The following is a 24355-nucleotide window of genomic DNA, read 5'->3' as shown; positions in this document are numbered from 1 at the left end:
TCATTAAGGTGTCACAATGAAGACCAGTTTCAATAGAGTAATCATCTGCCAACTTCTGCTTCTGCTGCTGATAGCTGGAACCGCAGCGGCGCAGGACCTGGAGAAAGTCGGGACCGAAAGCCCGGTCAAGATCAGCGGATCGGTGGGGGCGCGGGGCGTTGCCTACGGCGCGGAAGGGATCGAGGAACGCCGCAAACCGTTCGGCTACACCCTTACCGGGAACATCAACTTCAATTTCTACGACCTTCAGCTCCCCTTCTCCTTTGTGTATGGGGATCAAGAACGGGGCTTCAGTCAGCCCTTTAACCAATTTGGCGTTAGCCCCCGCTACGGGTGGGCAACCGCACACCTGGGCTACCGCAGCATGACCCTAAGCCAGTACACCCTGGCCGGGCATCAGTTCTTGGGGGCGGGGATTGAGCTGAACCCGGGAAAATTCCGCTTTGCCTTTATGAACGGGCGGTTCAACCGGGCGGTGGAGGAGGACACGGCAGAAATTGGTGTTCAGGAGCCGGCCTACGAACGGACGGGCTTTGCCGGGAAGATCGGGTTCGGGAGCGATGAGAACTTCGTTGACCTGATTGCACTGAAAGCAAAAGATGACCCCGCTTCGCTGAAAAATCAGCCTGCTGGCTCGGAAACGCTCCCAGGCGAAAACCTTGTGCTTGGCGCGGCGGCCCGCATCACCCCTGCGCCCGGGCTGAGTTTCGACGTTGATTTGGGCGTTAGCGACTACACACGGGATGTTCGTGCGGACACCATTGAGATTGCCAGCGAGATCAACGGGCTGGGGGGGGTGATCCAGCCGCGCACCTCCACCGCCATCTATTCTGCCATGACGGTTGCGGCCAACTACAGCTTCGGCGGCGGCGGGGTTCGGGCAAGCTACAGCCGGGTGGACCCCGACTACCGCTCGATGGGGGCCTACTACATGAGCAACGATTTGGAGAGCTTCACCATCGCCCCAAATTTCAGCGCGTTCGGGAGCAAGCTGAATGTGAATGCCAGCTTTGGCTGGAGCCACGACAACGTGCAGGGGAAGAAGAACGCCACCACCACGCGGCTTTCGCCAAGCATTGATCTGAACTGGAGTCCATCGTCGGAGTTCGGGGTCTATGCCCAGCTTAGCAGCTTGATGACCCAGCAATCCGCCGGGAATTTTCCGCTGAACGACTCCACACGGATGGAGCAGCAGACCCCCTCCTTCATGCTAAGCCCGCGCTACTCCACGGGCGACAGCACCACCGGCCACAGCCTGACGCTGACGCTGCTCCACACCCTGCTAAGCGATGCCAACAGCTTCACCGCAACGTTCACCGAATACACCACCACCAGTGCCGATGCAGCTTACACCCTCTCCTTCCCCACCCGTGGCCTTAGCCTAACCGCCACAATTGGGACCAGCCGGTTGGAGAATATCGGCGGGGAGTTTTACACCAGCGGAGCCTCGCTCAGCGGATCCAAACAGATGGGGGAGACGCTGGAGATGAGCGGGTCCGTTGGGTTGGCATTCCAGCCGGCTGGAACCGCCGCCAACGGAACAATTGCCACCAACTGGCGGCCAGCCGAAGGGCACAGCATCGGGCTATCCGTCGCCGTTGGCAACGCACCAACGGGCACCACCGCAAACAACAGCTTTACCGAATACACAGGAACGATCAACTATGCGTACAACTTCTAAGGGGAGCGCAGGAACGCCGGGAATCGAACCCCAAGCTGCCCAACCACGGCGGCGGGCTGCGGCGTTCCCTTGCTTCCCACATGGCCAAGCTCCAAATCGCCAAACTCCAAATAGCCAGCGATTGCGGGCGGCTTTTCTCCATTGCCTCCTTCTTCTTTGCTTCCTCCCCATTGCGGCGGCGGCGCAAAACGACGTGCAGGTGGCAACGCTGGTGAAGCCCCCCTACTCACCCTACCTTTCGGACTATGTTGGCTTCGATAACAAGATCGTTATCACCCTGACCAACACCACCAACAGTCCGCAGAGTGTGCGGCTGGTTGGCAGCGTGAAAGGGAACACCGGGGTGACCGTGACGATCCCCAACAGCTTTATCCCGGCCGCGCCAATCGCGCTGGGGCCAAAGGCGGTGAAGGTGTTGATGGGGTCCCAACTGAAGGAATATCTGAACCCCGACGTGCTGCAGTTCAGCGGCATCAGCAAGCAGGAAGTGGTCCAGGGGAACGGGCTGCCGGAAGGGAGTTACTCCATCTGCATCCAAGCTCTGGATTTCAACACCGGCGTGGCAAAATCACAGGCGGCTCCATCCGGTTGCGCCAACTTCACCATCACCCACTACGAGCCCCCCACGCTGCAACAGCCGGCGTGCAACAGCAGTGTGGTCCCGAAAAATCCGCAAAGCCAGCTGTTCAGTTGGACCGCCCCGGCGGGCGCGCCAGCGTTCAAGATGGAGTATGTGCTGAAGATTGTGGAGGTGATCCCCGCCAACACCAATCCCAACCAAGCGATGAACGCCGCCCCGGACCCACCCTTCTTCCAAAAAGTGGTCCAGGGAACCAGCTACCTGTATGGCCCGGGCGACCCCGAGCTGCAGAACGGCAAAAAGTACGCGGTCCGCGTGACCGCACGGAACAAAGGGGAGAGCAAGGAGCTGAACTTCAAGAACAACGGCCACAGCGTGGTCTGTGCCTTCACCTACGGCCAGCTTCAAGCCGAAAACCAGCCGGAAGATCAGGACAGCAACGACCAACCAAACGAGGACCAGCCAAACGACCAACCCAACAACGTTGACGAAAACTACGCGCCCCCCTGCGCCATGCTGAACTGCGCCCCGCAACCCCTTGCCGCGGCCACGCCAAGCAACAAGGTCTATCAGGTTGGGGACGAAATCCAGATTGGCTACTTCACGCTGAAGCTGACAAGCCTGAGTTCGCCCAACGCCGGAAACCTGAGCGGCGAAGGGGTGGTTGACGCGCCGATCTTCCGGGTGAAGCTGAAAACCACCTTCACCGGGTTGAAAGTGAACCCCGACAACAAGGTCTATTCCGGCAAAGCGATTGGCAGCTACGACCCCGGCGCGCAGGTGGACGAAGCGATGAAAAACTTCACGGACAACCTGGGGAACATCGCCGCGCAGAAGGTGAAAACCGTCAGCGACTTCGTGAAAAACAACCAGAAGTACATCGAGAATTTTGTGAACGTTGACGCGCAAGGGTTGCCGTTCGGCTGGAAGAAGATGGTGAACAGCAACATCCAGCTGGTGAACGTTGCATCGGTGGAGTTCGCCCCCGACGGCGCGCGGATGAACGCGTTCATGGAGGTCCCAATCCCCGAGGCGCAGAACAAGATTTTGGCGTTCGGGCAAAAGAACATCTGCTTCCACCCCACCGGGCTTTCCGTTGATGGATTGCAGAAGCTGACGATGCTTGGCCAAGATTTCACCTTCCCGTGGGGGGATAAAATCACCCTAACGCTGAAGGCCGCCAACGGCAACAACGGGACGTTCGTGAAGTGGGATTGCGAGGGCTACAAGGGGATGCAGGCCGATGGATACTTCACCATCAAAAGCCAGCTGATTGAGAAAGCCAACGGCGGTGGCGACGTAAAAGCCAGCTTCCTGTTCAGCAACGTTGGGGCGTGGGGGGACCTGCTGGGGGAAGTGGCCATGGACAGTTTTGTGGTGAAAGGGGCAAAAGGCTTGACCTTCAGCTTCAGCAAAGTGGTGCTGGATTTCAGCGACACCCGCAACGCCCAGGGGATGGTATTCCCGGCAAACTACAACGGCGGCAAAGGGAACGACTGGCGCGGGTTCTACTTCAAGGAGATCAAAGCACGGCTCCCAAAATTCATGAAGAACAACGGGAAGCAGGTGGAGCTTTCCATTGCCAACACCTTCATCAACAAAACCGGATTTACCGGAAGCGCGGCAATCCAACCGGTGTTCGACATCGGCAAGGGGAACATTGGCGGCTGGGGTTTCTCGATGGATAAATTCGAGCTGGCGTTCCTGAACAACAGCCTTACCAAAGGTGAGTTCTTGGGCAAGATCAAGGTCCCGATTGCCGAGACAGGAATCGGCTACAAGTGCCTGATCTCATCGCAGAATTTGGCATTCCAAGTCACCACGCTCGACACGATTGACGTTGCCATGTGGGGCGCAAAACTTAGCCTGCTGCAAGGCTCGAACATCACCGTCACCGCCGTGAACGACGACGTCACCGTAAAAGCCGTGATGACCGGAAGCCTAACGTTGGACAAAAAATTTGTTGAGCTGAAAGCGGTCAGCGTGAAGATTCCCGGGGTTGAGTTCGAGAACCTGACAATCCAGAACAAGCCTCCGTACATCACCGCAACGCTTTTCAAATTTGCCAGCCCACAGAAATGGTTTGCGGGGTTCCCGGTTTCCATCAACCCGCAGGATGGAATCCAGCTGAAGACGCAGGGGGACCAGGTTGGGCTGCGATTGTCGTTCCACATTGGCTTGGACGGCAACAACCAAAGCGCGATCAGCGGCGGAACGGCCTTCACGATTTGGGGAAAGAAGACGGAGGTGCAAGGGAAGCAAGCGTGGGTTCCGGCAATGCCAACGCTGGAGGAGATCAGCATCAACGCCGACGTTGCCGCGGTCCACATGGATGGGAAAATCAACCTGTACAACGGCGACCCAACGTTTGGCGAAGGGTTCCGAGGGGCAATCAATGTGGAGTTCAAACCGCTGCTGAAACTCTCGGCCACGGTGCAGTTCGGCAGCACCGCCTACCAAAGCAACAGCAGCTACCGCTACTGGTACGTTGACGCAATGGCGGTGATGGGAACCGGGATTCCGGTGTTCCCAGGATTCGGGATTTACGGCTTTGGCGGCGGGGCCTACTACCACATGAAGCCGGAGGCCGCGGTCCCAACGGCAGCAACGCTGGAGGGAACCCCAGACAAAGCAAAGAACTTCGACCAAAACAGCGCGGGGAAAACCAGCAGTGGCGTTGTGTACAAACCGGACCCGAACATCGCCTTTGGCTTCAAGGCCACGCTGGTGATGGGGACCATGCCAAAACCGAACGCCTTCAACGGCGATGTCACCATCGAGGCCAGCTTCTTCAACGGCGGCGGGTTGAACGAGATAAGCCTAAGCGGCAACGGATATTTCTTCACCCCACCAAACCCAAAATCGCGCCCGGCGAAGGAGGCCGCAATGGTCTATGCCGGCGTGTCGTTCAAATACAGCAACGCCAAGAAGACGTTCGATGGATTGTTGGAGTTAGCCATCAACCTGAAATCCGGGAACAAGAGCTTGATTAGCGGCGGCGGGCAAGCGGCGATGCATTTCAGCAAAGACAAATGGTTCATCAAAATCGGCGAGCCATCGAACCGGATAAAGCTGAAAGTGCTGGACCTGTTGGAGGTGAACAGCTACATGATGGTTGGCAAAAACAGCCTGCCGGGAATGCCGCCGTTGCCAACATCGCCCATCAATTTCCAGCAGAAGCTCCCCAGCTTCAACAGCCAGCACCCGCGCGACCCAAGCACCGAAACCGGAAGCGGGTTTGCCTTTGGCCAGCAGATCAGCGTCAACACCGGCAAGCTGAAGTTCCTGATCTTCTACGCCCAAATCGCCATTGATTTCGGCTACGACATCTCCATCCTGAACTACGACCAGGAATGCGAGTACAGCAACGGGAAAATGGGCTTCAACGGGTGGTACGCCAACGGCCAAGTCTATGCCGGATTGGAGGCCTCGGTTGGGATTGACATCAACCTTTGGTTCCTGAAAGCGCAGCTGGAAATCTTGAACGTTGGGGTCTATGCCGCGCTGAAAGCTGGCTTGCCAAACCCAACATGGTTGCAAGGTGAGGTAAGCGGGCATTACAGCTTGCTGAACGGGCTGCTTAGCGGCCAATGCAATTTCAAATTCAAGTACGGCAACAAGTGCGACATGAACCAGGGTGATCCGTTCGGCGGGGTGAAGGTGATTAGCGAAGTGAACCCAAGTGGCAGCGATGCGAACGTCTTCAGCTACCCCGAGGCGGTTTACAACCTTCCGCTTGGGAAGGCAATGACCATCCAAACGCCGGACCCGAACGATGAAGATGAGGTGATCACCACAACGTTCCGGTTTGGTTTGCGGAGCTTCAACGTAGTGAACACCAAGAACGGGTCCCAGGTCAGCGGGCAGACGTCGCTTCACAACAACGGCCTTACCACGCTCTTCTCCCCCGACGAGATGTTCAACGAGAAGACCAAGTACAAAGCCACCGTGAAGGTATATGGTGAGAAGAAGGTGAACGGCCAATGGAAGATCATCGGAAAGAAGAACAACCCTGACCAAGAACACAACGAGGTGGAGGAACAGACGTTCACCACTGGCGACGCGCCGGAGACGTTCGTGAACAGCAACATCATTGCCAGCCGCCCGGGGCGGATGCACCGCTATTTCATGAAAGGGGAAACCAACGATGGGATGATCATGTTCAACCAATACCCCAGCAACATCCCGAACGCCAAGCCAAAGGAGAACGACAAGAAGTACATCTTCCGCGCACGGTTCCAAGAAGTTGGCGGCGGAAGCCAGGTGGTTGGCGAAACCGCGTTGCAGTGGGATGCCGCAGGGAAGCGGGTGAACTTCGACCTCCCCAACACTTTGAAGAACGAGAAGATTTACATCATCCAGTTCATTCGCAAAAAGGTGGAGAAAGGGGGTGGAGGTTCGGGGAGCGGAGCGGGTGAGGTGAGCAGTTCCACCGAGCAGAAGTATATCGGCCAGGGGCAGAAGATCAACGTGCGGCGCAACCGGTTGCAGTCCATCCAGTTGGGGGATGATGAGTTCTTGATCTATCAGCTTGCCTTCCGCACCAGCATGTTCAGCACGCTGGAGTCCAAGATCAAAGATTACGTGATGCTTGGGCCTCCATTAAGTGCCACGCGCCACGGCGGGAACTTCAACAACACCCTCTACCAAAAGTATGAAGGGAAGGAAGCGATGGACTGGTACGACCTGCACCAGATTCAGTACAACCAAGCATCGGTCACCAAGTACATCGAACCACCGGTGACGGTGCAAGCCGTGGACCGTGGGAAAGTGGGCAACAGCTACTACTGGATAAGCCTGCACGACCACTACCTTGACCTGATTTCTGGCAAGCTGAAGGACCGGATCAAATACGACTGGAACAACCAGATTGACAACAAATCGGTCCGGTCCTATCCGGCAACCGGGGCCTACCAACCTGGCAGCCGCTTGACCAACGGAACCAACGTCACCAGCCAGCCATTCCCGGTGAACGCTGCGGCCATTTACTACGACGGCACCGGCAACAGCAGCAAGCTGACCAACGAGGAAATCAACGCCAGCTACTGGAAGGGGTTGCCACCCGAGAACAACGGTGGCGGACCAAGCAGCTTCGGGAGCATCGCCATAAAAACCAACAACAACGGCCCGAATGCTGGGCTGAACCTTCAAGCCCCCAAGCCAATCAACTACCTGGTGGTTTGCTACGATGCCGCAACGGTGATGCAGATTGACCGCAAAAAGGTGGCAGAAGCCTTGATGAACAAGTTCGGACCGATTTTATCAGCGATGCCGGAGTACGCAACGTTCGCCAAGTACAACAACCCAACGAACTGGTACTACGACGACAACGGCCCCAACCCGAACCTTGACAGCATGAACCTGAAGAAGGGGACCGACGTGAAAGTGGTGATCACCTACGGCTACACGAACAAGCAGAACCTTGAGGACACGATCTCACCACCATAACCCACCATTCCGCAGTGGGGCGGGGCGCGCCGGTGTGCGCGCCCCGCGTGCCGCCGCCACCCGATGAAATCCAAGCGATACCAACTTCCGAACAGGCCAATGAAACAGCTGATTCTTACACTTGCCTTGCTTCTTTGCGCAACGGTCCCGGCCCTTGCCCAAGCCGATGCCGACACCGCCACCGAACCCCGGCCAAACCTGCGGATTATCGCCCGCAGCTATGGCGATTCGGTGGTCCTCCGTTGGGGAACCACCAGCCACGCATCGTGGAAGGTGGCGGGGAAGGCTGGCTACATCATTGAACGGTACGAGTACAGCCCGAAAGGGCAGCTATCCAAAACCGTGCTGACCCCAACCCCGCTGAAGCCGCTCACGATTGATGAATGGAAAGCACGCTATCGCCCCGAGGACACGTTGGCCGGCGCGGCGGTGCAAGCGTTGTACGGGAAGGCGATTCCAACATCGGAGGACCCGTTTGGAAGCATCTACGAAATCTACTTGCAGCAACGGAGCATGCACGGCATTGCCCTGCTGCTTGCCGACATCGCGCCGCGCCTTGCCGACGGGCTTGGGCTGCGGTTTGTGGACCGGAACGTGGACCCCAAAAAGACTTATCGCTACCGTATCTACTCCGTTGCCAACGACCCTAACCAGCCGATTGACACCGCCGACGTTGCCATCAGCACCAGCCAGCGGACCACGCCGAACAGCGTCACCACGCTGACCGCCGAAGAAGGGGAACAACTGGTGGTGCTGAAATGGAATCGCCTGGAACATCTGGAGCCGTTCAGCGGGTACTTCATCGAGCGTTCCACCGATGGGGGCCGCAGCTTTGGCCGCATCAACCGGATGCCCTTTACTCCATTGCTGAAGGATGACTCCGCAGGGCTATCGGACCGCCCGAATGTGGAGATGACGGAGTTCAAAGTGCGGCTGGAAGCAAACTACCAGCCGGTCCAATACCGGGTTGTTGGGATTGATCCATTTGGGGAGGTGTCGCCGAACAGCAACGTCATCACCGCAATGGGCCGGGACCGCACGCCGCCAAGCGCGCCGCAGATTCTGCCGATTGCAATCGTTGATGGCCGCTCGATCAACGTGACGTGGCGGATGGATACGGTTGAGGGGGACCTGAAAGGGTTCATCGTGGGGAAAAGCGAGGGACCGGATGGGGAGTTCCAGGAGATCAGCGGCGTGCTTGGCCGCGACGCACGCCAGTACACCGACCTTGACGTTCGCGACCTTCCCCAACATTACTACGCCGTTGTGGCGATTGACACTGCGGGGAATCGCGTCAGCTCGGTTCCGCTGCTTGGCATCTTCCCCGACTCAATCCCGCCAGCAACGCCACGCGGCCTTGCCGGAACGGTTGACAGCAACGGAGTGGTGCGGCTACGCTGGGACGCTAATCCCGAAAGCGATCTGAAAGGATACCGCGTTTTCTACGCCAACCAAGATGACCACGAGTACCAGCAACTCACCACCGACATCAGCCAGGACACCACCTTCACCGACACGCTGACCTTGCAAACTTTAAGCGAGGAAGTTTACTACAAGATCACCGCCTTGGACCAGAACTACAACCACTCGGAGTTCACCACAACGCTGGTGCTGAAGAAGCCCGACATCGTTGCCCCATTTCCGCCGATGGTGAGCAATGTGATCCCAACCGAGCGGGGCATCAAGATTGAGTGGGCGGCCAGCATGACAAGCGATGTCACCCAGCACACACTGTACCGGCGGGAAGAAGGAAATCCAAACTGGGAAACGATTGCCAGCATCACCAACCGTGCGGAAAACAGCTTCAGCGATTCAACAGCACTGCCGGGGATAGTGTACCAGTACAGCCTTGACGCTGGCGACGATGCGGGGCTGCGTTCGGAGCGGTCCAACATTGTGAGTGCCCAGCTGGTAACGGCGGCAGAACGGAGCGGAGTGGAAGGGTTGCGGGGTGAGTTCGACAAAGCCAGCAAGCGGGTTGTGGTGCGTTGGAACCCAACCGAAGCGGATGCCGAGTGCTACCTCTACAAAGCCATTGGCGATGCCCAGCCAACGCTTTACCGCTCGGTGGCGGCCAATGCCGGCGAGTTTGTGGATACGGAGATTTTCCCCGGCAACACCTACCGCTATGCCGTCAAAGTTGTTGGGCGGAATGGCGAAGAATCGGCATTGGTTAGCACAAGCAACATTTTGGTGGAGGGGAAATAATGGGCGCGCGCCCCTGCTTTGCTGCAAGCGGCTGCGCCTCCCTCCAATGCTGGGGGGAAAGGCGTTTCACTCTTGCTCCCGTCCTCTCTGAATTTCACGCATCCTGTGCGGTCCCCTCCCCCAGAATTGGGGGAGGCGGGGAGGGGGCGACTGCGGTGGCGGGCTTTTGATCTTCCATTTGGCATCCATTTCAGAACTCCTTCCCAACCGATTTCCAGCACTTGATTTTCGCAATGAATTCTTCGCTGCATCATCTTGCCATCCACGCTGCTTACGAGCACGTGCAGATTGACATGCACTCCGGCGCGTTCGGCGATGGTGTCCATCCCATCTACCGCTATCCCGATTCCGGCATAACCATCAATGCTGTTATTGAGTTCGGGAACGTGGTGGACGTAACCGCCGTTACCGACGACGGCAATCTGCTGCAACCAATCCCCCCACCGAACCACACCGAAGCCGCGCCGAACAGCGCGCTCCGCCGTGCGTGGTCCCTTCCCCACCACCACCAAACGCTCCATGCCGAGTGGTGGCTGAACCACACCGGGGAGGGGTTTGTTGATTTGTTTATTGGGGTGGGGTAATCTGGGGCGCAGGGCGGGTGCCCCATTCCCCAAGTCTACAAACCAGCCAAACAGTTCCCCTCCCACGGAGGGGTGCCGGACAGGGCGGGGTGGGTTTGGGGGAACCACCGAACACGCGGCGGTTTGCGTTGGTTCCGGAAGATTCTAATCCTGAAATTCGGAAATGGGTGCTCGGTTCGCGGGTGTCCCCAACCCACCCCCCAGCCCCCTCCCGAGAGGGGGAGCAACGCACGGGGCCAACGCACAAAGTTGCCCACGGCTCCCTCCAAAAATTCTCGACGTTCCCCTCCTTCGCCCTGAAGGGGCATTCTATCACAGCCCAGGGCAACGCCCTGGGAATCTGGGAATCGTCCCCCGAACATCCACACCACCACAAAAGAACATCCCACCGCCCTGAAGGGGCAGCCCCATTCATCAACCCTGCACCGACCGCACCCATGTGAAATCCACACCCTCAACAATACCTCTAACCAGATGGAGGTCGCCCCTTCAGGGCTGGTGTTGCCGGGGTCGGTTCTTTTCCCAGGGCGATGCCCTGGGCTGGCATGGGTCGCCCTTTCAGGGCTGGTGTTGCACGGAGTTTCGCCCTGATGGAGCCGAAGGCTAAAGACCTTTTATCAATCCCGATTCATCGGGGCGGCGGCCTCTCCTCCAAAAATTCCCGAAGCGTCCCCCTCCCACGGAGGGGTGCCCGACAGGGCAGGGTGGGTTCGGGGAAGCCACCGAACAAGCGGCGGTTTTGTGCTGGCTCCGGAAGATTCTAATCCTGAGATTCGGAAATGGGTGCTCGGTTCGCGGGTGTCTCCCCTCCAGCCCCCTCCCAAGAGGGGGGAGCAACGCGCAAGGTCAAGGCAGTTCAAGTCTGAAACACGCCCATCACCCCACTCTCTCCCATTAAATTTAGAACCATATAAATATCATCGCCTTTCGCAAGATTCATCTTCTTGCGGATATTCAACCGGTGAAACTCAACTGTCCGCTTCGATAAAAATAAAATTGAACAGATATTCGATGATGTCAACTTCATCTTCAACAGCGCGCATATCTTTAACTCCATTGCCGTCAGCGATGGGTGCAATCCCTTCAACCGATCCATAAATGGCCCGTGCACTTCGGACCATTGCTGCTCAAGTTCCGTCTTGCTTTCTAACGACACTATATTTCGCTCCAGACGGTCAAGCAACCGCTCCACCACATCGTTGCCCTCCCGTACCGTGTACTTCGATAGCAACATTACCTCCTTGCGTATCTCACTCAAAAAATTGTTCTTGCTAACAAGCTCATGTATCCCTACCTCTATCTCCCGCTTCTGCAAAACAATCTCTTGCTCTAATAACGCTTTCTCAGTTTTCGCACGCGCTACCTCCAACGCTTTCTCGCGCTCTGCTTCTGCAACTCTTCGCTCCCATCCAAAACGATCCGCCTGCTTCTTTATCTCATCGCTTTGAATCTGCTTGTACACCTCCATTGATTTCTCAATATTCTCCGCATATTCCTCCCAACGTCCGTTCCCCTTGTAAAATTCGGCGATATGCTGATACGCCTTGAGAACTCCTTCTTGGACATCATATTCAGCGAATTTCTCCAGCGATTGCAAGTAATACTGTTCTGCTATCTCATCGTTATGTTCGGGGAATGCCTGATTGGCATATAATTCAGCAAGCTGCAAAAGCGCGCTGGGGAGTTCATCATTGCGGTTGTGTTCAAGAAAGATCTGATACCTGCGCAAAGCGATCTCCTTGGCTTTGGTAAGCTCACCATTGTTTATATACAGTTCGCACAGATAGTAGTTATACTGGTTTTCTTCAATTACCCTGTTATTCTTTTGGAATATGAGAAGAATCTGTTGAAAGTATTCCATAGCCTTATCTGTCTGCCCGTATTTGTACAGCAGTTTTGCATAATTGCCAATATATACTCGAAATAAAGTAGTTTGCGAAAAAGGGATGATGGGGTTACGTTAGGGAAAAGATAGTAGTCATTGAATAGATAGAGGGAAGAGATGATAGAACTTACGGAGGAATTACGGACACAACTGCGGAAATTGCAGCGAATGGAGAAAGAGAAGCGTCGGTATGTGAAGATCACGACGCTGCTGATGCTTGACGGGGATTTAGCGTTGGCGAGACGGCCTTTGCGTTGGGTGTTGATAATTCGACGATATATCGGTATGCCGAAGGGTATCGAGCATCAAAGAGCTTTGAGGATTACATAGAAGACAAGTATGTGTGCTATGGTGGGAAGCTGAGCGGTGAACAGGCATCAGCTGTATCGAAGGAACTGGAGGGACATCTGCATCATACATCGAAGGAGGTAGTGGAGTTGGTGTGCGAGCGTTATGGTGTGCGATATACGGAGAGCGGGATGGTAGCATTGCTGAAGCGTCTGGGCTTTGTGTACAAGAAGACGAGTCTGGTGCCATCGAAGGGGAATCGAGCGGAGCAGGAGGAATTTCTTGAACGTCTGGCGGGATTGCTTGCTGATAGGGGTGAAGGCGAGGAAGGTGGGGTAGTGTATTTCAGTGATGCGGTGCATCCTCAGCACAACACACGGAGCAGTTACGGGTGGATCAAGTCGGGGAGTCGGTATGAAGTGCGATCGAACACGGGTCGGGAACGTGTGAACATCAACGCGGCATTGAACGCGCATGATGTGGGAGATGTGGAGGTGGTGGAAAGCGAGCGGGTGGATAGTGAATCAACGATTGAGTTGTATGCAGCCTTAGAGCGGAAGCATCCGAGTGGAAGGATCAGAGTGATTTGCGACAACGCGAGATACTATCGGAGTCGTCGTTTGCGGGAGTGGTTATCATCATCGCGAATAGAGCAGGTATTTTTGCCGAGTTACTCACCGAATTTGAATTTAATTGAGCGATTATGGAAATACATGAGGAAGAAGGTAATAGACAGGAGGTATTATGAAACGAAGGATGAATTTCGTGGAGCTATCCGAAGATTTTTCAACGATATTGAGGAGTACCGCCCAGAGTTAGAGAGACTTCTAACCCTGAATTTCCACGTGCTCTGATTTTCGCAAACCTCTTTGCAGTGAGTATATGTGCTGCAATCTATGTTGAGACTTTTAAACATTTTGATCGCTATCAAAAAATGCTCTTCTGATTTATTAAAGTTTTCCAAAAAAGAGTACAGGATTGCAAGATGCCCCATGGATGCCGCTACATTTCTAACGCTCCCGCATTGTTCAAAAATTTCAAGGGCTTCCAATCTGGATGCCAATGAAAGATTGTAGTCTCCTATCCCCTGGTATGAACTCCCTATGCTCATCAAGACCTTGCCAATAAATAGCTGAGCATCTATTGTTCGATACAGCAATAAAGACTTTTGCAGATACTCTATTGATTTTATCCAATTACCTTGAACAAGAAGCACTATTCCTATTCCTTTAATACAAAGAGCATTAAGGAAGATATTATTGGAAACATTGCCGATCTCTAAAGCCAGACGATAACAGCTGTCGGCTTTTTCGTAATCGCCAGAAAAAAGGCCGCAGTCGCCGATGCCGCACAGGCTATACTGACGTTGCAGTGCATACTCAGCTTCCTGCGAATCGTTGAAGACTTCAGAAAACATGGCACGCGCATTGGAGTACTCACCTCTCTCTGTAAAAATCATCCCCCAACAATTCTTGATATCCATGCACCGTGATGTGTCCCCCCCTTGCTTTGCAAAATCTTCTGCCTGATGCAAGTAATCCTTCGCGCTTGTGTAGTCCGACAATCCTGTTTTGATTTCCCCTATAATCATCAGGCAATACGCCTTCTGGGATGGGAGGTCTGATTGCAAATAATACGCAGCAGATAATTCGGCAACCACCAATGCTTCACGAAACCGTCCCCGACGGCAGAGCGATTCGGCAAGCACGATATTCCCAAATGCCCGAAGCTGCTCACTATCTACCTTGGTTGCTTCCTCATCCAGCCCATCGCATACGACTGCCACCTTCCGCACGATCTCTTCCGCGTTTGCATAATTGCATAGCCTGTTCTCCTCGTACGCATGTTGTAGCTCGGCATGGAGTTCTTCGTAGGTCATGGTGGTATTCTAATTTTAGGGGACTGAAGTGAGTGTGAACCGTTGATCTTCCTGCTTCCTACTCTCTGGTAAACGATTGGAAAAGCTATCACCCGTTCAATGCTTCTTTCACCTTCTGTCTTCTCTCCTCATTATGCCCACAAAGTGGCGTTTCCCACAAACAATCGGCGAATCCGTCTCTATCAAGGGTTGTTGATGTTTTCTTTTTGAGCAAAACCCAGTATAGCCCAGTACCCTTGCTCCCATTCACCAACAACCATATTTGCAGGCGTTCAGCAAGGCAATGCCAACACCATACTGCGCAATGAAAAAAACCAGTATAGCCCAGTACCCTTGCTCCCATTCACCAACAACCATATTTGCAGGCGTTCAGCAAGGCAATGCCAACAACCATACTGCGCAATGAAAAAACCAGTATAGCCCAGTACCCTTGCTCCTATTCACCAACAACCATATTTGCAGGCGTTCAGCAAGGCAATGCCAACACCATACTGCGCAATGAAAAAACCAGTATAGCCCAGTACCCTTGCTCCTATTCATCAACAACCATATTTGCAGGCGTTCAGCAAGGCAATATCTACCCCACAACAAAAACCAGTACAACCCAGTACCCTTGCTCCCAGTCACCAACAACGCATATTTGCAGGCGTTCAGCAAGGCAATATCTACCCCACAACAAAAACCCAGTATAACCCAGTATCCTTGCTCCTATTTGCTAATAACGATATTTGTCAGAGATAAACAAAGAAGATTTTTTATGAGAAGAGTGTACAAACCGTCCGCCCATTGTATTACGGACAACATCAGATCAGTTAACAGTCGCTGAACTGACCGGACATCTATCACCAACAACGTCATCGTGATCCCGCTGATATTCGGAGATCAATGGGAGAACTTTGACCAACGCGAACCTAACGAAAAAACGTCCTACGCACACCATGGACAACATCAGATCAGTTAACAGTCGCTGAACTGACCGGACATTTACCACCAACAACGCCATCGTGATCCCGCTGATATTCGGAGATCAATGGGAGAGCTTTGGCTGACGCGAACCTAACGAAAAAACGTCCTACGTACCACACCATGGACAACATCAGATCAGCTGACAGTCGCTGAACTGACCGGATATTTACCACCAACAACGTCATCGTGATCCCGCTGATATTCGGAGATCAATGGGAGAACTTTGACTGACGCGAACCTAACGAAAAAACGAAAGGGGGAAACCATCATGAGACAGCAACCAATTACCCGAAAACCGATAGCACTATTCATGCATAGATGGAGAAGACTCCACCTGCTGATGGCCTTCGCTATCTTGGCTGTGTGTAGTAGCACTCAGGCCTGGGGACAACTTTCTTCTGGGGTATCAGTATCAGTACAACTCACGCGGAATCAATTTGGATGTGCGGCCGAGTTGTATATCACAAATGCTCGAACCGATGTCTTATCAATACGAATTACTCCATCGATTCCAACAATGACAACGCTGGTGGCATCGGTTGCCCCAGGGTATTCAGCGTTGCCGATTGGCTCATCTATTGAATTCTATCGTGCACCAATTTCAATGTACCCGACACTAACTGCGTTCAAATTAGCAGCTATTTCACCAATGGGAGGCGGTGTTTTCCCTCTCTACACGGTTGATTTTTTGAACGTTCAAGGAGCATTAGTAGCACGGACACAAATCCGCCCCGATTGTTACCCTGATTCAATCAAAGCTTGCTCAACAAATAGGCTAAATATTAGTACGGGGTACAATGCAACTACGGGGGCGTTATACCCTGTCAATGGACAAGCAGCCCTAACGCCCGCACAGGTACAGGATCAATTTTGGGATATTGTTTCAAGCCCCAACAATGGAGCATTTAATGGACGTCCCTGGGTTACGCTATTTGGATATAATGGGACTGGCGCACGCACATTACAACCAGTGCAGGATATGACTACTTGGAACCTACCTAGTGGCATTTACGACTATCGTCGCTGCCAGATTTGTGTAAGCAAATCAGATAGCATAACCTTCGACTTAGACATCATAGTTGATAACGCTGCTACAGTCAACTTGTTAAATAGTAGCACGAATGCTGTGGTAGCAACAATAGTTCCTACTATGACTTCCTTTAGCTTTTATGCATATCAGCATTTTAGCAGCACAGTAAAATTAGATCCCGGTGAATATTGCTTGCAGGTACTGGTTACGAACGATGGCGGCTCCCCAACTTCCCTTCAAATAGTAGGTTCCGTTAGCAGCAACAATCTATCCTTAACTTCACCACGTTGCCCTTGCAATGCTACCTCCCAAATTAACCTTTGCAAATACTGGGATAAAAACTGTGATGGGATTATTGATGACGGCGATGAATCAATGCCCGGTTGGGCGATGAATATCAAAGGACTGAGCGATAGCAGCTTCAACCAAACCGTGACAACGGCCAGACGGGGCTGCACAACCATAGATGTTCCAGCTCCTGGCAGGTACTTAATTACTGAGACTCAGCAAGCTGGCTGGACAGCAAGTACACCGGATGGATACATTGTTGATGTTGAGCCAAACATGGCATATTCCTACTCTTTCCTGAATTGTAAGAAGCCGACTTGCGAGCAGTTGTTTAGCTCTCCTGAACAGGAAGGTGAATGCTGTGAAACAAGATTGAATATCAGTAACGCCGATGGGGCTTCGTTGCAGTCACTAAGCTACACAGTAACGGGAGGGGTTGTGAACTCAGTCTCCTCGGCTATGTGTAACATCCTTTCCACAACCCCGGCAAGCATTAACGGGACCACCAGCGGAACGCTCAATTTCAACACCGCTTGCACGATGTTGAATCCGATGAGCCTGAATATCCAAACCACGGCTACCAATGCTACGGGGAATGTTTGCATTACGTGGGTTGGGACGTTTAAGCAGGGGAACCAAACGTTTACCTGCAGCACGCAGTCCTGCATCCAGTGCCGACGGATGCCGAAGGATTGTGGGAACCCACTTTCGGTTACGTCATACCGTTTTGGCGGAACGCAGACCGATTGGCGAACCTTCACTATCAGCAATGTAAAACTTCCCGTATCGGAGATTTCGTTCGTGGACATCAAGTTTGTGAACGAACCAGCATTGCACCATAATGGCGGGCAATTGTTCGCACCATCAGCCCGTTCCTGGACTGTGGCGAACTCAGGCGGCGCGATTGATCCTTATACCCAAATTCGCTTGGGATGTGATGGCACGCCAGCAACCCACGGAGCCGCTTCCGGCAGCTACGTGAAGTTCAACTTGGGTGTTGATTACACGCTGAATTATACCGGCGTTGTGAAGATCAAGATCGGTTATTGCGATGGTGATAGCTGCGAGATTGAGTATCTGTGGCAGCCGCCACGCCGCATACGGTACAGCGATACGATAGTCCAAGTTAGAGGTGATATTCGGGCATTGAATCCACGCATCTTTGAGCTTGGCATTACGCCCCCAGATAGTGCCGCTTCGATGAGTATTGCGCTGGGTGATGAAGAGGCAAAGATTCTGGCAGTCTCCGCCCCACCCCCTGATAGCACCAAGGATAGCACAGGGAACAGCACAGATACATGCCCGCCGTGGCTGAAAGTGCAATCGAAAGGCAACGTGGTTTCCTATACCCCATCAGAATCGGAAGGGTTGGGGTTGGGAGTGAAGCCACGAGATTGGCCGCGATCCATTGGTGCTTGCACGGTACGAGTAGTGTTCAGCCCTGATCCAAAAAAGATCAAGGATCCCACGACACCTGTTACGCTACCGGTGACCGTGTCCTTCTACGACCGCGAAGGGAGATTGCTGGGATCGGTGGAAAAGCAAGCCGTTGCGGGTATCAGCATTGACATACCAGCGGATGTGCCTGCGGGGATGATCCCACCAATTGGAAGTGGCATGACGATAGACATCCAACCGAACCCTGCAACCAGCAGTGCCACACTGACTTTAGGATTGCTCCATAGTGAGGTCGTGAGCATTGTCGTCACCGATATGCAGGGGAAAGAGGTTCAGAGGATCATCAACAGTCAGACGATACAAGCTGGAAGCCATGTTCTTGCTCTATCAACCAATGAGTTAGTAAATGGCAGCTATATCGTCACAGCCCGAACCATGGACGGACGCACGACGACCTCGGTTCTAAAAGTCGTCAAATAATCCCGTGCATCATGCTTGGCGTGTTGCTGGCGTTCTTGATGGAAAACGGAAGGGAGAAGGCAGGGTGAGGCCGTTCCTCTCTGTGAACGCTAAGCACTCGTCATCAACAGCATTCCTCCTACATCGTTAGGTGCGAGTCATTGATGCACAAACAACGCCCCCTTGTAGCAATACAAGGGGGCGTTTCGCTTACTGCGCGCATTGCTCGGTTGCTGCGGGCGGTGGGCAGTTGCCAGCTGAGTTGCTTTCGCTTCTTCCTTTCGTTATTTCGTGCGCGTGCTCACTTTCCCCAGCAGATACTCTGCGATCTGCTGCCCATTTTTTGCTCCCGATTCGTTGGAGTGGCGCACGTGGATACCGCCGTACAAACGGCTTAGGGCCGCATCGGCTGCTGCATCCATAAAGTTCGGGAAGGTGCGCACCGGCATATTCAGATAGACCTCCGTGTCGTCATCGAACGGCACCGCGCCGAACACCTTGGTTAGCACCACTGCTGCCGCTGCCGAGATTGTGGCGTGACCGCTGGAGTGATCCGGGAACGGCGGAGTTTGCAGCACCGGATTCCAGGAGGAATCCATGTACCGGTTGATGTACGTCACCGGGCGAATCATGTTGTGCTTGAATTTCTCCGTCCAGCAGCTAAGGAAGCCATCGGAAATGGCTAGCGAGGTTAAGGCGTATGCCTCCAACGTCTCCATCATCCCCCTCCCCTGCTTGATTGCAACGATCTTCGCAATGTTCATCCAATGCCCCGCCGGGCTAATCTGCCGCGTCTTGAACGCCATGTGGCCAAAATGGAAGGAGTGGATTGGGTTGCAATCCCAAAACTTTGCGGTAAGGTCCTGCTCTTTGGTAAGGTTTTTTCCAACTTCCCAGACCTCCTTCATCGCCTTGTAAAACTCCGAATTCGGATCCTTGCTAAATGGAAATGGAGCAGGGGGAAGGATTTGATCCGCTTTGCTGAGCGCGAACGGACGGACACGAGACCAATACGGATCCACCGGGCGCGAAAATTCTGGAGGGGTTGGGGTCCAATACTGCTCCCCTTTCGGGAACTCAAAATCGCCCGTTGCCTGCACCTCGCGGAAGCCATCCTTCGCCGACCATGCGATGATATGATCCCCGACTTTTTCGCCATACTTCACCGAAGCATCAATCACTTTTTGGCTAACGCCTTCCTGCTTCAGGCCTGCAATGTCGTCCTCATACCGCATATCGCTGCGGTCGTAGAAGTAGAGCAATTTGCCGGCCACACGGTGGTAAGCAGCAATGGCCGCAACCCGCCAGTCAATCGGGGTTTTCGGCGGTTTGGGAAGGGACGACAATCCGTTGAGCTGGCCACCAAAGGACCGGAATCCGGGATAGCCTGGCACCGCAGCTTCGTAGGCCGCAACATTGCAGTAGCTATACACCCGGCTGATGGTGCAGGGCGTTCGGATTTCATCCACCATTGCATCGGTCAGCGTCCAGACCCACTGGTGGACGTACTTCGCCGCGTCCTTGTCGTACGTTGGCACCGCCGCCACAGCAGCGGTGGCTTGCCACAGGGTCCAACACGCAGCGGCAGCAAGCAAGAGTTTTGAGGCTTGTTTCATGGCTCTATCTGGTTAAATGGGAATGCGTCGGCACCGCACAACAGAAGTTATCGTGCGGTGCCTTGGGCAATGCTGACATCTGTCAGGATTTTTCGCAACAACGTCGCGCGGCCCACTGCGCCAATGGTTTTGGTGAGAGGGCCTGGCGTAAAAGGAGCCGTGGTTAGAAGGTTACTCCAACTTGGGCGTACAGCTCGGTATAGACCGGCGCGCCATCGCCGAACAGCCAACGCCCGCCGCCAAGCTCAAGCGCGTACCGGTCGTACATCAGCGATACGCTGCCATACAGCCTGCCATAACTTCCGTCGTTGAAGTAGTAGTTGGCGGTGGGAAGGTTTGCTTGAACCGGGGTCCCGGGCACGGTCTGCATGGTTTTGAAGTAGAAGCGATCGGTGGAGTCGGGGACGGCTCCGTTGCCAACGCCGGCGGTGTAGTCGAAGGCAAGTTTGGGCATCAGGGTGATGCCGCTTCCGCTCCAGACGTTGTAGCCACCATCGGCGCGGAAGATCACCTGGTCCGCGTAGGCTCCTTCACGGAAGTTGTAGGCCAGCTCGGCCTGGGCATATCCATTGCCATCGAACGAATGCCCCGCCAGCAGGTGGATTCCCAAATCCCGTTTCAGCAACCCACGCCATTCGGAGCTGGCCACAACGGAGGTGTCGCGGTAGGTCACCCGTTTGAACGTTGTATCGTCCACCTTCACCGCTTCGTCGCGCGTGGTGACGCGCATCAGGTAGCGGCTGTAGGGGCCCTCCTCATCGTACAAATCGGGGAAGCGCGAGGAGACCTGGACGGCCAGCGGAATATCACCCTGAAGGAACTGATATTTCAGGTTCAGCCACATATCGGTGAGGCCCTGGTTAAGCTCCCAATGTGGCTTCACCGGTTTCCCTGTTTTGGGGTCGCTCTGCACCCGCTCGTATCCCCACAGGTAGAGGAAGTTCCCCGAGAGTGAGAGATTCTCGAACAGCCCGATTTCCGGCTGGAAGTAGGCGTATTGGAAGTCATGGAACAGGCCATCAACAAGGGTGCTGTCGGCGGGTTCCTCCAGCTTGCCGTTGCGCCACAGCTTCCCAGCAGTTTTGCGGCTAAAGCCAAACGTGAAGCTGAATTGCCCAGGTTTGTTGGTCCACGGGCCGCCACCAGCGGTGGCCACATCAAGGTCAATTGTCAGCAGTGCCAGCACGAACAGAACGAGTAACGATCGTTTCATTGCGATAACGGTATGTGAGAGTATGATTGGGTGCAGAACAAGCGCGGAACCCACAGCAGCGATAGAGGTTCCCGATAGGAAGGAAGGCGAAGTTAGTGAAATTAGGATGCCCGCCGTGCGCCCCGGCGACTTGGGTTTCCACATTTCCCACCAACGGAGTCATCCCGATTCAATCGGGGCGGCTACCTCTATCTCTCATTCCCCGCCCCGCAAAAACTCCCGAAGCGTCCCCCTCCTTCGCCCTGAAGGGGCATACTATCACAGCCCAGGGCAACGCCCTGGGAATCGGGAAATCCCGGGGATCCGGGAATCGTTCCCCGAACATCCACACCATCAACAACATCTCTCACCGGATAGAGATCGCCCCTTCAGGGCTAGCATTGCCGAGGCATGGTTCTTTTCCCAGGGCGGTGCCCTGGGCTGGCATGAGCCGCCCCTTCAGGGCTGGTGTTGCACGGGGTTTCGGCCTGATGATGCCGAAGGCTAAAGACTTTTTATCAACCCCGACGAAGGTCGGGGCGGCTACCTTTTCAACCCCGACGAAGGTCGGGGCGGCTACCCCAATTCTCACCAACGCTCCCGAAGCGTCCCCCCTTCAACGGAGGGGTGCCCGACAGGGCGGGGTGGGTTCGGGGGAACCACCGAACACGCGGCGGTTTCCGTTGGCCCCGGAAGGCTCTGATCCTGAGATTCGGAAATGGGTGCGGTTTCGCGGGTGTCCCCAACCCACCCCCCCGCCCCCTCCCGAGAGGGGGAGCCGCGCACGGAGCCAGCGCACGAAGGCCGAAGATGACGCCGAAGGCTAAAGACCTTCGGCTACCTCTTATCAACCCCGACGGAGGTCAGCACGGCTACCCTTTCAGCGGCTATCTTGTCCCGCCAATCCCCGCCCCTTTCCCATCACGGATTCGCGTTCGGGTCGCGGGGGACGCGGCGCGGCTCGGTGGTCTCGATTGGGCGGACGGTTGGCGTGCGCCGCGCTGGTTGGCGGCGCGGGGATGCGGTACTCTGCTGCGATTGCGTGCGGGTTCGGTTCGATTGAGTTGTTTCGGGCGAAGCTGCGGGACGGCTTGGCGTGGTCGTCCGGTTGGTTGCCGATTGCGTGGCGCGGTTCGGCTGCGTGGTGCTGGTGGGTCGGTTGGTTGGTGTTGTTGCCGGCGCAGTTTGGCGTGGCGTGGCCGCCGTTGGCCTTGTTGTTGCTGGCTTTGCTGTTGGTGGCGTTGTTGTGGTGGCTGCAACCGTTGGGCGAACGCCCCCCGGGCGGCGTACCCCCGCCGAGTCAATCACCTGGTTGCGGACGGCAGTGCGAAGCGGCCCAAGCGTGCCGATGTTCCGGTCGTTCAACGTCAGCGTCAGCCCGCCAGCATTCCCCAGCGAGACTTTGAAGGTTTTCATGGCACGCCATGTTTTCACCACGCCGCTATCCAGCGTTCCGGTGGAACTGCGCTGTCCATCGGAAACAACGTCGAACCAGACGCGGGCAGTGGCACGCCCCACCAGCGTCATGCTGTCCCCCGGCTGCCAGGAGGAGGATTCCGAGGCAGGAGCCGCCGCAGGGGAATCGGGCGCGTTGATAATCTGCGCAGGGGAATCTTCGTTGCTTGGCTGCGGCGGCTGGACTGCCTGGGCCGCAGGCTCCGTTCCCCCGCCGAACAAACCGCCACTCCATGCCAAGTATCCCCCAACGCCAATCAGCAGAAGCAGGGCCGCAGCAATCACCCAGTTCACCATGTTGGTGCTGCGCCGCCGTTGCTCGCCGAACGCCATCGGCTTGAATTTTGGGAAGGTGCTGCGGCGTTCGGTGTCGGCGGAATCGAATCGGGTTGGGGTTCGCGATTCCGGCGCAATGGCCACCGGAGTTGGCGGTGGAGTGTCGGGGAGTTGGGCAAGCAATGCCTCGGCATCTATCCCGACGGTGCGGGCGTAATCGCGCACAAAAAACCGCCGCTGCGGGTTTGGGATCGAGGTAACATTCTCCTCCTCAATCGCCTGAAGAAATTTCGGTTGGATATAGGTCTTGCGTGAGACATCGCCGATGCTCATCCCTTGCGCTTCGCGCGCTTCGCGTAGTTGCTGGCCAATGGTCATGGAAAAGCTATCCCTAAACAAGTGTGGAGAGTGAGAGAATGCGGTAACGTTCAACAGGAGGCTGGCCACCGCAAGAAGCGGAGCCGTTGCAAATATAGGAGATCGGAATTGTTCGGGCCTGTGGGGTTGGGGGAAATCATAGGGGGGTGAGGTTGAGTAGGGATGGGCGGCATCGCATTGCCGCCGCGCCCCCCTGCTTCGCCGCAAGCGACGAAGCGTCCCCCCAATGCTGGGGGGAAATGGGTTGGTGCTGTTGATCCCTGTCTCTCTGTGAAGCTCACGCCATTTCTGCCAGCCCCTCCCCCAGAATTCGGGGAGGGGGCTGGCTGCGTTGGCAGGTCAGTAGGCCTCACCCGTATCACCCCCACCCAACCCTCCCCCGCTGGGTAGAAGACACCGAAGGCTAAAGACCTTCGGCTACCCTTTTCCGGCTCCCTCTCTCCGTCAGTTGCTTTGGCGTTGTTCGGGAACGAAGTCACGGAGAGGGGGTTGGGGGGTGAGGTTGAGTAGTGACCCCGACTCAGTTGGGGCCGAGGTGCCGAAGGCTAAAGACCTGTTATCAATCCCGACGGAGGTCGGGGCGGCTATCCTATCTGTAGTGGTCACGATTCACCGGAGCCGTGGGGCGGGCAGCACTGCTGGCATCTTAAAAATTCCAACAATTATTCTTCTCTGCTTGCCGAAAGTTTTATTTTCCCGCCCTGCTTCGGCGCACTTTCGTGGAAGGGTAACGCCGGTTACTCC

11 protein-coding genes are annotated in these 24355 nt (G+C 55.1%); 6 read left to right on the top strand and 5 right to left on the bottom strand.

Annotated elements, in window-relative coordinates; all coding sequences use genetic code 11:
• Nucleotides 1-16 precede the first annotated feature (16 nt).
• The 4 genes from IPM61_08140 (at nucleotide 17) to IPM61_08125 (ending at nucleotide 10501) form a co-directional block, all read left to right on the top strand.
• Nucleotides 17-1681 (top strand): hypothetical protein, encoded by a 1665-nt coding sequence (locus tag IPM61_08140; protein MBK8911289.1) that lies wholly within the window; start codon nucleotides 17-19, stop codon nucleotides 1679-1681.
• Entirely contained in the window at nucleotides 1665-7709 is a 6045-nt protein-coding gene (locus IPM61_08135) for a hypothetical protein (GenBank protein MBK8911288.1), read from the top strand. Before IPM61_08140 ends, IPM61_08135 begins: the two co-directional genes overlap by 17 nt.
• Nucleotides 7710-7808: 99 nt before the next feature.
• Nucleotides 7809-9917 carry a hypothetical protein gene (locus IPM61_08130; protein MBK8911287.1) on the top strand — a complete coding sequence of 703 codons (2109 nt, stop codon included), beginning with the start codon at nucleotides 7809-7811 and terminating at the stop codon, nucleotides 9915-9917.
• 233 nt (nucleotides 9918-10150) lie between these two features.
• Nucleotides 10151-10501, top strand: coding sequence for a hypothetical protein (locus IPM61_08125; GenBank protein MBK8911286.1), 351 nt, complete (start codon nucleotides 10151-10153; stop codon nucleotides 10499-10501).
• A gap of 856 nt (nucleotides 10502-11357) precedes the next feature.
• On the opposite strand, the gene IPM61_08120 is transcribed toward IPM61_08125, so the two are convergent.
• On the bottom strand, nucleotides 11358-12362 hold the full coding sequence (locus tag IPM61_08120) for a hypothetical protein (protein ID MBK8911285.1): 1005 nt from the start codon (nucleotides 12360-12362) through the stop codon (nucleotides 11358-11360).
• A gap of 278 nt (nucleotides 12363-12640) precedes the next feature.
• Here IPM61_08120 and IPM61_08115 point away from each other — a divergent pair, with 278 nt between their 5' ends.
• On the top strand, nucleotides 12641-13528 hold the full coding sequence (locus tag IPM61_08115) for an IS630 family transposase (protein MBK8911284.1): 888 nt from the start codon (nucleotides 12641-12643) through the stop codon (nucleotides 13526-13528).
• Here IPM61_08115 and IPM61_08110 read toward each other — a convergent pair.
• On the bottom strand, nucleotides 13417-14553 hold the full coding sequence (locus IPM61_08110; protein MBK8911283.1) for a tetratricopeptide repeat protein: 1137 nt from the start codon (nucleotides 14551-14553) through the stop codon (nucleotides 13417-13419). The genes IPM61_08115 and IPM61_08110 overlap by 112 nt on opposite strands.
• 1483 nt (nucleotides 14554-16036) lie before the next feature.
• On the opposite strand from IPM61_08110, the gene IPM61_08105 reads away from it, so the two are divergent.
• A complete protein-coding gene (locus IPM61_08105) occupies nucleotides 16037-18715 on the top strand; it encodes a T9SS type A sorting domain-containing protein (GenBank protein ID MBK8911282.1) in 2679 nt (892 codons plus the stop codon).
• A 263-nt stretch (nucleotides 18716-18978) separates the two neighbouring features.
• Here the strand turns inward: IPM61_08105 and IPM61_08100 are convergent, their stop codons facing one another.
• From IPM61_08100 to IPM61_08090, 3 genes are all read right to left on the bottom strand, one after another.
• Nucleotides 18979-20310: a vanadium-dependent haloperoxidase gene (locus tag IPM61_08100; GenBank protein ID MBK8911281.1), complete on the bottom strand. Its 1332-nt coding sequence runs from the start codon at nucleotides 20308-20310 to the stop codon at nucleotides 18979-18981.
• Between the two features lie 163 nt (nucleotides 20311-20473).
• Nucleotides 20474-21523: a hypothetical protein gene (locus tag IPM61_08095; protein MBK8911280.1), complete on the bottom strand. Its 1050-nt coding sequence runs from the start codon at nucleotides 21521-21523 to the stop codon at nucleotides 20474-20476.
• A gap of 900 nt (nucleotides 21524-22423) precedes the next feature.
• Complete coding sequence (locus tag IPM61_08090) at nucleotides 22424-23611, bottom strand: DUF4115 domain-containing protein (GenBank protein ID MBK8911279.1); 1188 nt, start codon at nucleotides 23609-23611, stop codon at nucleotides 22424-22426.
• Nucleotides 23612-24355: the final 744 nt, after the last annotated feature.

The organism is Chlorobiota bacterium, from assembly GCA_016710285.1.
Taxonomy (GTDB): domain Bacteria; phylum Bacteroidota; class Ignavibacteria; order OLB7; family OLB7; genus OLB7.
This window is presented reverse-complemented; position numbering and strand designations above follow the sequence as displayed.

What these genes read in the sequence shown, in the direction of transcription:
- IPM61_08100 (MBK8911281.1), bottom strand. Translation starts at nt 20,310, where the DNA reads ATGAAACAAGCCTCAAAACTCTTGCTTGCTGCCGCTGCGTGTTGGACC.
- IPM61_08130 (MBK8911287.1), top strand. Translation starts at nt 7,809, where the DNA reads ATGAAACAGCTGATTCTTACACTTGCCTTGCTTCTTTGCGCAACGGTC.
- IPM61_08095 (MBK8911280.1), bottom strand. Translation starts at nt 21,523, where the DNA reads ATGAAACGATCGTTACTCGTTCTGTTCGTGCTGGCACTGCTGACAATT.
- IPM61_08110 (MBK8911283.1), bottom strand. Translation starts at nt 14,553, where the DNA reads ATGACCTACGAAGAACTCCATGCCGAGCTACAACATGCGTACGAGGAG.
- IPM61_08090 (MBK8911279.1), bottom strand. Translation starts at nt 23,611, where the DNA reads ATGACCATTGGCCAGCAACTACGCGAAGCGCGCGAAGCGCAAGGGATG.
- IPM61_08135 (MBK8911288.1), top strand. Translation starts at nt 1,665, where the DNA reads ATGCGTACAACTTCTAAGGGGAGCGCAGGAACGCCGGGAATCGAACCC.
- IPM61_08120 (MBK8911285.1), bottom strand. Translation starts at nt 12,362, where the DNA reads ATGGAATACTTTCAACAGATTCTTCTCATATTCCAAAAGAATAACAGG.
- IPM61_08125 (MBK8911286.1), top strand. Translation starts at nt 10,151, where the DNA reads ATGAATTCTTCGCTGCATCATCTTGCCATCCACGCTGCTTACGAGCAC.
- IPM61_08140 (MBK8911289.1), top strand. Translation starts at nt 17, where the DNA reads ATGAAGACCAGTTTCAATAGAGTAATCATCTGCCAACTTCTGCTTCTG.
- IPM61_08105 (MBK8911282.1), top strand. Translation starts at nt 16,037, where the DNA reads ATGACAACGCTGGTGGCATCGGTTGCCCCAGGGTATTCAGCGTTGCCG.